Annotated in this window: 12 protein-coding genes; 8 read left to right on the top strand and 4 right to left on the bottom strand. The window is 65.3% G+C overall.

Annotated elements, in window-relative coordinates:
* Positions 1 to 13: 13 nt before the first annotated feature.
* The gene (locus WAQ08_RS17940) at positions 14 to 3,004 is read right to left on the bottom strand and encodes an aconitate hydratase (protein ID WP_422193474.1); all 2,991 of its coding nucleotides are present in this window, start codon (positions 3,002 to 3,004) and stop codon (positions 14 to 16) included.
* Positions 3,005 to 3,137: 133 nt separating this feature from the next.
* On the opposite strand from WAQ08_RS17940, the gene WAQ08_RS17945 reads away from it, so the two are divergent.
* Complete coding sequence (locus WAQ08_RS17945; RefSeq protein WP_422193476.1) at positions 3,138 to 3,818, top strand: RluA family pseudouridine synthase; 681 nt, start codon at positions 3,138 to 3,140, stop codon at positions 3,816 to 3,818.
* Here the strand turns inward: WAQ08_RS17945 and WAQ08_RS17950 are convergent.
* Complete coding sequence (locus WAQ08_RS17950) at positions 3,790 to 7,275, bottom strand: response regulator (protein WP_422193477.1); 3,486 nt, start codon at positions 7,273 to 7,275, stop codon at positions 3,790 to 3,792. The genes WAQ08_RS17945 and WAQ08_RS17950 overlap by 29 nt on opposite strands.
* Positions 7,276 to 7,607: 332 nt before the next feature.
* Between WAQ08_RS17950 and WAQ08_RS17955 the strand changes: the two genes are divergently transcribed.
* From WAQ08_RS17955 to WAQ08_RS17970, 4 genes are all read left to right on the top strand, one after another.
* A complete protein-coding gene (locus WAQ08_RS17955) occupies positions 7,608 to 7,886 on the top strand; it encodes a BON domain-containing protein (RefSeq protein ID WP_422193478.1) in 279 nt (92 codons plus the stop codon).
* Between the two features lie 56 nt (positions 7,887 to 7,942).
* Complete coding sequence (locus WAQ08_RS17960; RefSeq protein ID WP_422193480.1) at positions 7,943 to 8,242, top strand: DUF883 family protein; 300 nt, start codon at positions 7,943 to 7,945, stop codon at positions 8,240 to 8,242.
* Between the two features lie 49 nt (positions 8,243 to 8,291).
* A complete protein-coding gene (locus WAQ08_RS17965; protein WP_125245009.1) occupies positions 8,292 to 8,456 on the top strand; it encodes a DUF1328 domain-containing protein in 165 nt (54 codons plus the stop codon).
* Positions 8,457 to 8,645: 189 nt separating this feature from the next.
* Positions 8,646 to 10,097: a CHASE3 domain-containing protein gene (locus tag WAQ08_RS17970; protein WP_422193482.1), complete on the top strand. Its 1,452-nt coding sequence runs from the start codon at positions 8,646 to 8,648 to the stop codon at positions 10,095 to 10,097.
* 58 nt (positions 10,098 to 10,155) lie between these two features.
* Here the strand turns inward: WAQ08_RS17970 and WAQ08_RS17975 are convergent, their stop codons facing one another.
* A complete protein-coding gene (locus WAQ08_RS17975; RefSeq protein WP_422193483.1) occupies positions 10,156 to 10,746 on the bottom strand; it encodes a response regulator in 591 nt (196 codons plus the stop codon).
* A gap of 10 nt (positions 10,747 to 10,756) precedes the next feature.
* On the bottom strand, positions 10,757 to 11,389 hold the full coding sequence (locus WAQ08_RS17980; protein ID WP_422193550.1) for a response regulator: 633 nt from the start codon (positions 11,387 to 11,389) through the stop codon (positions 10,757 to 10,759).
* A 326-nt stretch (positions 11,390 to 11,715) separates the two neighbouring features.
* On the opposite strand from WAQ08_RS17980, the gene WAQ08_RS17985 reads away from it, so the two are divergent.
* The 3 genes from WAQ08_RS17985 (at position 11,716) to WAQ08_RS17995 (ending at position 14,208) form a co-directional block, all read left to right on the top strand.
* A complete protein-coding gene (locus WAQ08_RS17985) occupies positions 11,716 to 12,468 on the top strand; it encodes an OmpA family protein (protein ID WP_422193485.1) in 753 nt (250 codons plus the stop codon).
* Positions 12,469 to 12,507: 39 nt separating this feature from the next.
* Positions 12,508 to 12,720, top strand: coding sequence for a glycine zipper 2TM domain-containing protein (locus WAQ08_RS17990; RefSeq protein WP_422193487.1), 213 nt, complete (start codon positions 12,508 to 12,510; stop codon positions 12,718 to 12,720).
* A 366-nt stretch (positions 12,721 to 13,086) separates the two neighbouring features.
* A complete protein-coding gene (locus WAQ08_RS17995; protein ID WP_422193488.1) occupies positions 13,087 to 14,208 on the top strand; it encodes a beta-ketoacyl-ACP synthase III in 1,122 nt (373 codons plus the stop codon).
* Positions 14,209 to 14,226 lie beyond the last annotated feature (18 nt).

A 14,226-nucleotide genomic window follows, 5' to 3' on the forward strand; every position in this document is an offset into this window, starting at 1 on the left:
GGCCTGAACGGATTCAGGCCGCCAGCAACTGCCGCAGCACGAAGGGCAGGATGCCGCCGTGCTGGTAGTAGTCCACTTCGATCGGCGTGTCGATGCGCAGCTTCACGATCACCGTGTCCACCTCGCCCGAGGCGCGCTGGATGATCAGTTTGGCATCGGCCTGCGGCACGATGGCGTTGCCCAGCTCGATGCTGATCACTTCGCTGCCCGTGAGGTGCAGCGACTGCCAGCTGTCGTCACCCTTGAACTGCAGTGGCAGCACGCCCATGCCCACCAGGTTGGAGCGGTGGATGCGCTCGAAGCTGCGCGCCACCACGGCCTTGATGCCCAGCAGCTGCGTGCCCTTGGCCGCCCAGTCGCGGCTGGAGCCGGTGCCGTACTCCTCGCCGCCGAAGATCACCGTGGGCACGCCCGCGTCGATGTACTTCATCGCGGCGTCGTAGATGAACTGCTTCTCGCCCTTGTGCTCGCCATCGAGCTGGAACAGCGTCAGGCCGCCTTCCTCGCGCGAGCCATCCTCGCGCGGCGGGATCATCAGGTTCTTGATGCGCACGTTGGCGAAGGTGCCGCGCATCATCACCTCGTGGTTGCCGCGCCGCGAGCCGTAGGAGTTGAAGTCGGCCTTGAGCACGCCGTGCTCCAGGAGGTACTTGCCGGCGGGCGAGGTTTCCTTGATCGAGCCGGCGGGCGAGATGTGGTCGGTGGTGATCGAATCGCCGAACAGCGCCATGATCTTGGCATTGCGCACGCCCAGCGCCGAGGCCTTGGGCTTGATCTCGAAGCCCTCGAAGAAAGGCGGGCGCGCGATGTAGGTGCTCTTGGGCCAGTCGTAGACCTGGCCCTTCACGCCCTTGATCTGTTCCCACAGCTTGCCCGGCTTCTTGGCGACCTTGTCGTAGTTCTCCTTGAACACCTTGGCGTCCATGGCGTACTTCATCAGCTTGTAGATCTCGTCCGAGGTCGGCCAGATGTCGCCCAGGTACACGGCCTTGCCCTTTTTGGGGCCCTTGGTCGAGTAGCCCACCGGCTCGGTCATCAGGTCACGCGTCACGTTGCCCGCGATGGCGTAGGCCACCACCAGCGGCGGCGAGGCCAAGAAGTTGGCCTTGATGTTCGGGTGGATGCGCGCCTCGAAGTTGCGGTTGCCCGACAGCACGGCGGCGCAGACCAGGTCTTGCCGGGTGATCACGTCGTTGATCTCGGGCGTCAGGTCACCGGCATTGCCGATGCAGGTGGTGCAGCCGTAGGCCGCCACGTTGAAGCCCAGCTTCTCAAGGTAGGGCAGCAGACCGGCTTTCTCCAGGTACTCGGTGACGATGCGAGAGCCGGGCGCCAGCGAGGTCTTGATGTGCGGCTGCACGCTCAGGCCCGCTTCCACCGCCTTCTTGGCCAGCAGGCCGGCGGCCAGCAGCACGCCGGGGTTGGAGGTGTTGGTGCACGACGTGATCGCTGCGATCAGCACATCGCCATTGCCGATGGTGACACCCGCTGCAGCCGTGGCCGACACCGTGGGCGGCGTGGCGGCGGAGTGGGCGGCTTCCAGCGTGGGTTTGTTGCCTTCCATCTCGGCCAGTTGGCGCGGGGCGCCGGCCGGTGTCGGCGGTGTATCGGGCGGGGCATCGCAACCGAACAGTGAGAAGCGTTGTGTCAGCTTCTCGGCCGGCTGGTTGAAGCCGTTCTCGGCCGCGGGCTTGCTGTACAGGCTGATGAACTGGTTCTTGACGTTGCCGATCTCGATGCGGTCCTGCGGGCGCTTGGGGCCTGACAGGCTGGGTGTCACGGTGCCCAGGTCCAGCTTGACGACCTGGCTGTAGTCGATCTCACCCGTCTTGGGCACGCCGAACAGCTTCTGGGCCTTGAAGTAGCCCTCGAAGGCGGCGATCTCGGCCTTGGTGCGGCCGGTGCCCTTGAAGTAGTCGATGGTCTTCTCGTCGACCGGGAAGAAGCCCATGGTGGCGCCGTACTCGGGTGCCATGTTGCCAATGGTGGCGCGGTCGGGCAGGGCCAGGCTGGCCGTGCCTTCGCCGAAGAACTCCACGAACTTGCCCACCACCTTGTGCTGGCGCAGGATCTCGGTGACGGTCAGCACCAGGTCGGTGGCGGTCACGCCCTCGCGCAGGCGGCCCGTGAGCTCGAAGCCCACCACGTCGGGCGTCAGGAAGTACACCGGCTGGCCCAGCATGCCGGCCTCGGCCTCGATGCCGCCCACGCCCCAGCCCACCACGCCGATGCCGTTGATCATCGTGGTGTGGCTGTCGGTGCCCACCAGGGTGTCCGGGTAGGCCACGCCGGCCTTGGTCTGGTGCACGCCGCGCGCCAGGTACTCCAGGTTCACCTGGTGCACGATGCCGAAGCCCGGGGGCACCACGCCGAAGGTGTCGAAGGCCTGCATGCCCCACTTCATGAACTGGTAGCGCTCGTTGTTGCGCTGGAACTCCAGCTTCATGTTCAGGTCGAGCGACTTGTTGGTGCCGTAGTGGTCGATCATCACCGAGTGGTCCACCACCAAGTCCACGGGCACCAGGGGCTCGATGGTCTTGGGATTCTTGCCCAGGGTGTCGGCCACGTTGCGCATGGCGGCCAGGTCGGCCAGCAGCGGCACGCCGGTGAAGTCCTGCAACACCACGCGGGCCACCACGAAGGGGATCTCTTCGGTGCGAACGGCCTTGGGCTGCCAATTGGCCAGTTGGGCCACGTGCTCGGGGGTCACCTTCTGCCCATCGCAGTTGCGCAGCACCGACTCCAGCACGATGCGGATGGACACCGGCAGGCGGTTGATGCTGGGGTAGGTCTTGGCCAGTTCGGGCAGCGAGTAGTACTTGAGCGATCCGCCTGAACCGGTCTTGAAGGATTTGAGCGTGCCGGCGAAGGCATGGCCTGGGGCCTTGGCGGGCTTGTCCGCTTTTGCGGAGGGCTTGGCGGATGGTTTGGCGGACGATTTCTTGGCGGGTGCCTTGGCTGCGGTCTTCTTCGGGCTCGGGGACGCTTTGGTGGCTGAGGCCATCGGGTTCACTCCATGGGATGGGGACGGTGCGATCAAGAGATCAGCGCCGGACACCGCGCCCGGCAGGGCTTAATCTTCTACCCTTGCAGGCCACTCGACAAGCACCCCTTTGGAAGACCCCAGCCTAGAACCAATGAATGCCGCCGAACCGCCCGCTCACCAGCTGGCCGAGTACCACCCGCCGCCTGATCTCGGCCTGAGCCTGCTGTACGCGGATGCGCATCTGCTGGCGGTGGACAAGCCGTCGGGCCTGCTCAGCGTGCCGGGGCGGGGCGAGCGCATGGCCGATTGCCTGATCAGCCGGGTTCAGCTGCGCCACCCTGAAGCACTGGTGGTGCACCGGCTGGACATGGACACCTCGGGCATCGTGCTGATGGGGCGTGGGCCGGATGCCCAGCGCAGTCTCAGCCAGCTGTTCATGGGCCGCCAGGTGGACAAGCGCTACGAGGCCCTGGTGCACGGTGTGTTGCGGGCCGACGACGGAGAGATCGATCTGCCGCTGATCACGGACTGGCCCAGGCGGCCCCGGCAGAAGGTCGATGCGGTGCAGGGCAAGCCATCGCTGACACGGTTCAGGGTGATGGAGCGCTTGGCACACACCACCCGTGTCTCGCTGGAGCCGGTGACCGGGCGCTCGCACCAGTTGCGGGTGCACCTGATGGCTCTGGGCCACCCCATCGTGGGCGATGACCTCTATGGCCCGGCCGGCGATCGGGCCGTGGCAGGCCGCCTGATGCTGCATGCCTGCCACATCAGCCTGCCGCACCCGGACACCGGGGCGGTGCTCAGTGTGTCCTGCCCGACACCCTTTTGAGGCTGTCCTCCCGGGTGAGGGCACGGGCAGCAGCCACCCATTTGCCGATGGCCTGGTACATCTGATCGATGTCCAACGGCTTGGTGATGTGGTCGTTCATGCCGCTGCTCAGGGCATGCTCGCGGTCGCTGTCCAGCGCACTGGCGGTCATCGCGATGATGGGCAGGTGCTGCCATTGCGGCTGCTGGCGGATCTTGCGGGTGGCGGTGTAGCCGTCCATCACGGGCATCTGGCAGTCCATCAGCACGCAGTCGAAAGGCTTGTTGCGCGCGAGGGCCGTGAGGGCCAGGGCTCCGTTCTCGGCGCACACCACGGTGGCGCCGGCCAGTTGCAGCAGTTCGCGGGCGATTTCCTGGTTGAGGGGCTGGTCCTCCACCAGCAGGATGTGGGTGTCGGCCAGGGGCTTGCTGTGCTGCGGTGAGCTGGTGGGCGCCGGCTCGGGGGCGGCTTCTGCCGGGCGCGCCAGAGAGCGCACGGTCACGGTCTTGCGCAGGCAGTCGGCCAACGAGGTCGGGGTGATGGGCTTGGTCAGAACCCCGGCGAGCGGCACCTGCTTTGAGGCATCCAGCGCGTCGTCGCGGTTGAAGGCGGTGACCAGCAGGATGCAGGGCTGGGTGCCCGGAAAGCGCTGCTGCAACTGCGACTGCGCTTCCTGCGCGCACTGGATGCCGTCCAGGCCCGGCATCTTCCAGTCCAGCATGATCCAGTCGTAGGGGCGGCTGCTGCGGGCCAGCAGGGCCAGGGCTTCGGTGCCGTTGGTGGCCGTGTCCACCAGCAGCCCCATGCCGGCCAGCATCTTGCCAAGCACCTCGCGGGCATCGGGGTTGTCGTCGGCCAGCAGCACGCGCTTGCCTTCCCAGTTGTCCTGCACCTGGATCGTGTGGGCCGGCCCCGAGGGCAGGCTGATCTTGAACGTGAAATGGAAGGTGCAGCCCTGGCCGAGCGCGCCTTCCACCCACAGGCGCCCGGCCATGCGTTCGAGCAGCTCGTGGCAGATGGTCAGGCCCAGGCCGGCGCCGCCCACGGGGGAGGGGGGCTCGTCCAGCGCCGGGTCGAACGATTGCATCAGCCGGGCCTGCTGCTCAGCCGTCATGCCTTCACCGGTGTCGCGCACCCAGCCATGAAGCTCCACCTCGTAGCCGTGGCGGTTGCGCACCTCCAGGCCCAGCGTGACACTGCCCTGCGTGGTGTGCTTGATGGCGTTGGCGCCCAGGTGCAGCAGGATCTGCCGCACCCTTGTCGGGTCACCCAGCAGGTGGGTGGGCAGGTCCATGGGGGCGGTGAACAGCAGCTCGATGCCTTTTTGCTCCGCCTGCAGCCCCAGCACATTGCTGAGCTGGTCGATCAGGCCCTGCACCGGGAACTCGATGCACTCCAGCTCCAGCTGTCCCGCCTCGATGCGGGACAGGTCCATGATGTCGTTGATGATCTGCAGCATGCTCTTGGCGGCCTGGTGCGCCTTGGCCACGTAGCTGCGGTGCTTCTCGGGCTGGGTGTCTTCCAGGGCCAGGTGGGTCATGCCCATGATGGTGTTCATGGGGGTGCGGATCTCGTGGCTCATGTTGGCCAGGAAGGCGGTCTTGGCCCGGTCGGTCGATTGCGCGGCTTCCTGCGCCTTGCGCAAGGCCTCCTCGGTCTGGCGCTGTGCAGTGATGTCCTGGTAGATGCCCATGACCAGGCCGGGCATCTCGTGGTCCAGCGACACGACCACCGCCGACACCTGGAAGCGTGAGCCGTCCAGCCGGGTGTGGTGCCATTCGGTGAGGAAGGGCTGAGGGCCTTGGTCGTGCACCTTGTCGAAGATGGCCTGGGCCTCGTTCTCGCTGTGCTTGTTGGCGCTTTGCTGCGGCGGGGTCAGCGGGGGTTTCCAGGGCAGGCGTCCGCGCAGTTGCTCGAAGGAGCTGGCGCCGAACACGCGCAGCATGGCCGCGTTGCAGCGCAGGATGCCCTGCTCACGGTGGCACAGCATCACGGGCAAAGGTGAGTGCTCGAACAGGGATTCAAAGCGCAGTTCCGTGGCACGCAGCGGTGTGCGGTCGATCCAGTAGCCTTCGTAGATCTGCTCACCCCGGGCGGCGGGGCGGGCCGTGCTGCCCAGGGTGATCCAGCGGCGATGGCCAGGCCCTGGCAGTACAAGCTCAACGGGCTGCGTGGGTGGCAGCGTCTGCCCGGTGGCCACGCGCGACCACAGCCATTGCGGATCCTGCAGCAGCGCTTCGGGCGTGATGCCCAGCGATTCCTTGACGCCCGGCCCCAGGTAGGAGAAGCGGCCCTGGCCATCGCGGTCGACCCGGTAGCGGAACACGGTGAGCGGCAGGCCTTCGGTGGATTCCAGCGCATCCTGGTGGGCCAGCTCGACGATGCCTTCGCGTTCCAGCCGGCGCCACATCATCCACAGCAGCAGGTAGCCAGCCAGCAGCGTGGCCAGGCCCCCCGCGATGCTGGAGCCGTGGAGTGAGCCCGTGCGGCTCAGGGGTGTGAGCACCCAGGCCATGTAGGGATACTGGTCCAGCGGCTGCGACAAGGCTGCCACGTTGTGGCCATTGATGTGCAGCAGCCGCCAGGGGCGTTCGTCGATGGTCACCGTGTCCATGGCCCAATCCAGCCGTTGCGGGATCTGCCGGTACAGCGCGGTGAACTCGGCTTCACGGCCATTCGGGTAGGGCTGCATCGGGACCTGATGCAGGTGGTGCTCGGTCACGTTGCCGGCCACAACCACGCCATTGCTGTCGGTCAGCATCACTTCACGGCCAGTGGCGTCCGCGAAGACACCTGCCAGCGCATTCGCATCCAGTTTCAGAACGAGCACGCCCAGTGGCGTGTCACCATCGGCCACGCGCGTGGCGAAATTGAACCCCGCTTGGTGGCTGACACTGCCCATCACGAACTGGAAGCCCCGCCCCTTGTCCAGGGCGTCCAGCAGGTACTGGCGCTCATGGAAGTTGGCGCCGATGGTGGTGCGTTCCTTGTTGGCGTGGCCGCTGTCGGCCAGCACATGGCCATGCTGATCGATCAGGAACGCCTGGCGCAGCCGGAAATCCTTGACCAGGGTGGCCAGGGACTCGCTCATGCGCTGCACATCCGGCCGGGACAGCAGGCGTTCACGCAGGCCATCCTGCGGGGCTTGGGACGTTTGGGACGCGGGCTGCTCCGCTTGTTGTGCGGGTGTCGGTGCAGGCAGGGCATTGGCCCGCAGAAAGTCGCGGAACGCCGACTGGTCGGCCAGCACCTGGCCCAGGGCGGCCGTCTGCTGGAAGCTGTTCTCGACGCCATCGTGGGCCATGCCGGCGCGCTGTTCGGCATCGCTGACGACCTGGGCAAGGTACTGGTCGATGCGTTGCCTGTCTACCAGCCAGGTGCTGCCCAGCACCACCAATGTCCAGCATGCGGCCAGCGTCAGCACCAGGCGTTGACGCCTGGACAGCGACGGGGCGATCGACTGCGTGTCTTTATGCATCGCATGGCACGTCCGCCCGGACGTGGGTTGTCGCATGGCATGCCGGCCATGCACGGCACTCAACCTGATTTGGGGAACTGTCGGCTGTCAGCATCGCCTGACACCGGGATCAGCAAGGTCTGTCCCTGGGCATCAAACCGGGCTGACAGTCTCCAGTCCTGAACATTCTTACATTGGAATCACCCAAAGGGGTTGTGCAGACAAACGCCAGGAATGGGCCTGACAACAAGCGCACAACCCGATCTTGACATCGACTGGAGCTCAGTATGAAGCGATCTAGCCTCTTGATTACCCCGCTGTTTGTGTCTCTGACGGCCCTGGCAGGTGGTTCCATGGTCCTGATGACGGGCTGTGCAAGCACTTCCAAGCAAGCCAGTTTCGGCGAAACGGTGGACGACAGCGTCATCACCACCAAGGTGAAGGCGGCGTTCGTCGAGGACAAGACCGTGAGCGCGCTGAACATCTCGGTTGAAACGTTCAAGGGCACCGTGCAGCTCAGCGGCTTTGCCAACACCGCTGACGAAGCTGCCAAGGCCGTGAACCTGGCCCGCAACGTCAAGGGCGTGAAGGCCGTCAAGAACGACATCCGGCTCAAGGCCAACAACAGCTGATCGGCCCTCAACGCCGATCCCGCCGGACCCCGCAACCTACGCACAGGAGAAGCACCATGAGCAAATCCCCTCAGATCGCCGCCAAGGAACTCGACAAGATCCTCGTGGAGGCCCGCACCCTGCTCAACTCGGCCGGTGACGATGCCGCCGACCACGCTGGCGCCGTGACCGCCCGCCTGCGTCACGCCCTGGGCCAGGCCCAGGATCGCCTCAACGCCTTCGGCACCGATGTGGGCGACCGCGCCCGCAAGACCGCCAAGGCCACGGACGAGTACGTGCACGCCAACCCCTGGCAAGCCATCGGTGTCGGCGCCGCCGTCGGTATCGTGATTGGCGCCCTGGCCGCCCGCCGCTGATCCGCGGTACCTGGCCAGCCCTTCAACCCCGGATGACAGGAGACCCATCATGCTGCACTACGCCGCTGTCTTCCTGGTGATCGCCCTGATCGCCGCGGTCTTCGGTTTCGGTGGCATTGCCGCCGGCGCCGCCTCGATCGCCAAGGTACTGTTCTTCATCTTCCTGATTGGATTCGTGGTGTCGCTGGTGCTGGGCTTGTTCCGACGAGCCTGATGCACCGCCAGACTACCCAACAGGGTTGTTCGGTGCCCTTGTCTCCCCCTGCGGGGGCACCTTTGGCCGATGGCATTCATTGCCGTCGGCCTTTTTGCATGCCGCGGCAAGTTGGGCACAATCGGGGCAGTAGCTTCCAGCGCCGGTCTCGGCCGGTGAAGGTCTCTGTCGCTTGCAAGGGAGCATTGTTTGTCTTCTTCTCCATCGAACGCCCCTGCCGGGGAGCACGCCGTGGCCTGGTACGAGGCCGTGCCGCCCCGCGTGCTGCTGGCATTGGTGCTCACGGCGGTGGTGTCTGTGCTGGTCTTTGCGGTCTCGGAGCTCGCGTATTCCGACATTTCCGACAACCGCATCGAAGGCCGGCGCGCGGTTCAGGCCCAGGCCTATGTATTGCGGGTACGCGAACAGGTGCTGGCGGCCGAGTCGAGCCAGCGCGGCTACCTGATTACCCAGGAAGACCGCTACCTGGCCCCTTATGACAAGGCGGTGAGTTCGGCCCGCTCGGCGCAGTCGAGCCTGTTGTCGACCCTGGGGGATCAGTCTCCGCTTCGCAAGGACGCGGTGCAGCTGGGTGCACTGCTCGAGCAGAAGCTCGATGAGCTCAATGTCACGTTGCACATGGCGCGTGACCGGCAGCCCGGCATGGCGCTGGCCACCCTGCACACGGATGTGGGGCTCAACCTGATGGAACAGATCGCGGTGACCAGCCGCAAGCTCGACGACGAACTGGGTCAGCAGTTCAAGGTCCGCTCCGAAACCTTGACCCGCCTATTCCAGCAGCAGCGCTGGGGAGTGGGCCTGGTGGTGTTCCTGAACATGGCCTTCCTGGCCATTTTGGGCACGATCATGGTCCGCAACTTCCATGAGCGTGAGCAGAGCCGCCGGCGCCTGAAGGAGCATGCCGAGCAACTTGAGACCGCGGTGGCTGAGCGCACCGAGGAGCTGTCGGCCCTGTCCACCTACCTGCAGAGCAATGCGGAGCGTGAGCGCAGTTCCCTGGCGCGTGATCTGCACGACGAGTTCGGTGCCATCCTGACGTCGGCCAAGCTGGATGTGGCCTGGCTGCAGGGCAATGCCTCGATGTCGCCGGAGCCGGTGCAGGAGCGGCTGGTGCAGTTGTCCGGCGCGCTGGACGAAGCCGTGAACCTCAAGCGCCGCGTGATCGAAAACCTGCGCCCCTCGCTGTTGGACCACCTGGGTCTGGCGGCCGCCATCCAGTGGCATGTGCAGGAGGCCTGTGACCGCGCCGACATCGCCTGTGACGTGGTGATCCCCGACGAGAGCCTGCAGGTACCGCCCCACATCGCCATCGACCTGTTCCGCCTGGTGCAGGAGGCCTTGAACAACACCGTGAAGTACGCGCAGGCGCGCATCTTCGAGGTGAGCCTTGAGCAGCGGGGGGGCGACTATGTGCTGCGCATGAAGGACGACGGCATCGGCATCGCCCAGTTCCAGCCGGATCACCTCACGCATGGCCTGGCGGGTATGCAGCACCGGGTGAGGGCGCTGCAGGGCCACTTCACGGTAGAGACCGCGCCCGGGCAGGGCACGTGCATCGAAGCGGTGATTCCGGTGGCTTCTCCCGTCACGCCGAGCGCTGACATGCCCTCGACGTCAGGTCAGGCGGCCACCGCCTTTTGATCCAGGGGAGGGCTGGCGGCAGGCACCATCTGGCCCGCCCCAGCAGGTCAGCCTTGACTCAAGGGAAGAAGGCCTGGTTGAGCAAGGCCGACAGGCGCGGCAGTTCGCGGCTCTTGTCCAGGAAGTGATCTGCGCCGGCCTTCAGGCAGGCGGCTTCCAGGACGGGCATGGTGTGGTTGGTCACCACAATGACCAGGGGGCCGACCGGCGAAGCGCCATACAGCTTGCGCACCGCATGGATCAGGCCCAGGCCCGAGCCCTGGCGCAGGTTGAGATCGACCACCAGGGCATCAGGCGGTTGGGCCTGGCTGCGCTGGAAGGCTTCCTGCTCGGTATCGTCGATGCCCGTGACCTCGAACCGGCCTGGCTGTTCGACCAACTGGCGCAGCAGTTGCTGCACGCGGGGCAGGTCTTCGACGATCTGAACCTGAACTGGCCGCCCGACCACCCGGCGAGCCTGGGTGCTGGCGCCAGATTGCATGCCGGCGGTGGACGTCTTGGCCGCAGCGGGGTAATCGACCGTGTGGGCCTGGCTGCCAAGATGCTCGGCGTGCAGATCCAGGGCCTGCTGCAGCGAAGGCATCAGACCACCCACCAGCGCGGAGCGCCGTGCCTGGCTTGTGTCGGATAAGGGAAGCGCGGGCTTCATGACAGCAGACTCAGGTGATCAGGTTGTTCTTGACGGCGTACTGGGTCAGGTCGGCGTTCGTCTTGAAGCCCATTTTCTCCAGCAGCCGGCTGCGGTAGGTGCTCACGGTCTTGGAGCTCAGGCACAGATCGTCGGCGATCTCCGTCACGCTGCGACCCACCACCAGCTTGGAGAAGATCTGGAACTCACGCTCGGAGAGGCGCAGGTGGGGTGGCTGCTCGATGTCCTGCGTCAGGCCCAGTGCCAGCATTTCGCTGAGGCGGGGGCTGATATAGCGGCGGCCGGCGGCCACGGTGCGCACGGCGGACACGAGCTGTTCGGCTGCCAGTTCCTTGCTCAGGAAGCCACTGGCGCCAGCCTTGAGCACGTTGAGGCCATACTGGTCTTCGGAGTAGGCGCTGAGGATCAGGATGGCCAGCTCCGGCTTGATGGCCTTGGCCTGCTTGAGCACGTCCATGCCCGACAGATCCGGCATGGACAGGTCGATCACGGCCACATGCAGGTCTTGCCCGCGCACCGCAGACAACGCTTCTCGGCCGGTCTTGCCCTCGGCCTTGATCTCGATGTCGCTGTGCTGGCTCAGGATGTAGCGGAAGCCGGCTCGCACGATGTCGTGATCGTCAAACAAGCCCAGATTAATCAGCACCAGATTCTCCTCAAAGGGGTGTCGTTCGCGCATTCATTGATTGCGCTGTAACGATACCTTAAGGGGTTGGACGATGACAGTCGGTCATCTTTCGACGGGAAGACTGTGGGGTCCTCCTGATCCCTTTGTAGGCATCTGCCTACACCCGCAATTTAATCCAAAAACGCCGCCAAAACCCCGGATCGGAAGGGCCTGACGGCGGCATCAGGGAATGCCTACAAAACGAGCCGGGGCGCGCCGACATGCAGGCTGTACGGCTATTTTCACAATCCAGTCCATATCAACAAGCGATCGACCAAAGCGATCCACAGAAAGGACTTTGCATGAAGCCCCATCATCTTTCCTGGCTGTCCGCCGCTGCGGCCCTGTGTGTGAGCGCATCCGTCCATGCGCAGGCCACGCCGCCCGCCCAGCCGCTGAAGGTGGACCGCGCCGGTTCCGGCCCGGTGCCCTATGTGCTGGACTCCCAGGATGAGATCACGCGCAACAACTTCGGGCAATGCTGGCGTACCGGCTACTGGACGGTCGAACTGGCCGCCCAGACCAAGGTCGTCGGCAGCGAGTTTCCCGCAGGTTGCGCCTGTGATGGTGATTTGATGCCTGCGGGCACCTGCACGCCCAAGGCCGCGCCCGTGGTGCAGCCGCCGGCCCCCGTGCCGCCGCCACCGCCCCCGGTGCCCACCTCCGAAAAGGTGAGCATCCCCACCGACACGCTGTTCGCGTTCGACAAGTCGCAGCTGACGGCCGAAGGCCGCGACAAGCTCAAGACCTACGCCGACCAGCTCAAGGCGCTGAACCTGGAAGCCGTGGTGGCCGTGGGTCACACCGACCGCATCGGCACCGAGGCCTACAACAAGACGCTGTCTGAAAAGCGCGCTGCTTCGGTCAAGTCCTACCTGATCGAACAAGGTGTGCCGGCCGAGCGCATCTTCACTGAAGGCCGCGGCGAGAGCCAGCCCACCACCGGCACTCAATGTGATGCCAAGGGCAAGGAAGGACCGCGCAACAAGGGCCTGATCGAGTGCCTGGCACCCGATCGCCGTGTGGACATCGAGGCCGTGGGTACCCGCCGCTAAGTTGTCTTGTTTCATCCCACTACCCCCGAGGAGATCACCATGAACGCAATCCATGCTCTGAAGATCGCCGGTGTGGTCGCGCTGATCGCCAGCACGGCCGCCTGTTCCAACATGTCTGCCCGTGACCGCAACACGGCTGCCGGCGCCGCCATCGGCGGTGCGGCCGGTGCCGTGCTGACCGGCGGCAGTGCCGCAGGCACCGTCGGCGGCGCTGCTGTGGGCGGCGTGATCGGCAACCAGATCAAGAAGTAAAGCGAAACGAGGGAAATCCAAGAAAAGGGAGTGGGGGCCGCCACGGCGGCCCCTTCACGAGGTATAACCAGAATCAGAAAATTACCCGGCGCGATGCGCCTTTCCAGGCCGGCTGAGGACGCAGTCGGCCTTTTTTTATTTTCAGAGCGCAAATTGACGATTTCGGACATTGAGGGGTTGGTTCAGGCGAAGCGCGGCCGGAGGATTTAACATATCGCCCTGCATTCAGACGCGCCTGCCGCCCTGGCGGGTGCGTGCTGCTTCCCCATCAACCGATCAAACCGGCAGGCGTCCGGGATGTCCGGCAGGCGTTGCGCTGATCTTCGGCCAGACCCTGCGGGGCGTGAGCGCCAGCCAGGAATTGCCATGATCCCAGTCGTCATCAGCGGCACCGGCCTGTTCCGGCCAGAGCACACCATCACCAACGCCGAACTCGTGGCGTCGTTCAACACCTACGTCGAGCAGTACAACGCGCAACACGCTGCGCAGATCGCCGCCGGTGAGGTGCAGGCCCTGGCACCGTCCAGCGAAGAGTTCATCGAAAAGGCCTCGGGCATCAAGCAGCGCTATGTGCTCGAGAAGGAAGGCATCCTCGATCCCTCGCGCATGTACCCGCGCCTGCAGGAACGCCCGGACGACCAGCTCTCGCTGATGGCGGAAATCGCCGCCGATGCAGGCCGCAAGGCCCTGGCCGCTGCTGGCAAGCAGCCCTCTGATGTGGACGCCGTGATCTGCTCGTCGGCCAACATGCAGCGCGCCTACCCGGCCATGGCCATCGAGATCCAGCAGGCGCTGGGTGCCGGCGGCTTCGGCTTCGACATGAACGTGGCGTGCTCGTCGGCCACCTTCGGCATCGAGCAGGCCGTGAACGCGGTGCGCTCGGGCACCGCCCGCTGCGTGTTGATGGTCAACCCCGAGATCACATCCGCCCACCAGGAATGGCGTGACCGTGACTGCCACTTCATCTTCGGTGACGTGTGCACGGCGGTGGTGATCGAACGCGCGGACACCGCGACGTCGGACGACCAGTGGGAAGTGCTGGGCACCAAGCTGGCCACGCAGTTCTCCAACAACATCCGCAACAACTTCGGTTTCATGAACCGCAGCGAGGACAGCGACCCGGACGCCCGCGACAAGACCTTCCGCCAGGAAGGCCGCAAGGTGTTCAAGGAAGTGGTGCCCATCGCCGCGGCCCACATCGAGGATCACCTCAAGACGCTGGGCCTGGAGAGCACGCAGGTCAGCCGCTACTGGCTGCACCAGGCCAACCAGGGCATGAACCAGTTCGTGATCAAGAAGCTGGTGGGTGCGGATGCGGGCGCTGACATCGCCCCGCTGATCCTGAACGAATACGCCAACACGGCTTCTGCCGGTTCGGTGATCGCCTTCCACGAGTACCACGGCGACCTGAAGTCGGGTGACTACGGCGTGATCTGCTCCTTCGGTGCTGGCTACTCCGTGGGCAGCGTGGTGGTGCGCAAGCGCTGATTCACGGCGCGTTGTGAA

It is taken from the genome of Aquabacterium sp. (assembly GCF_049274795.1).
Taxonomy (GTDB): Bacteria; Pseudomonadota; Gammaproteobacteria; order Burkholderiales; family Burkholderiaceae_C; genus Aquabacterium.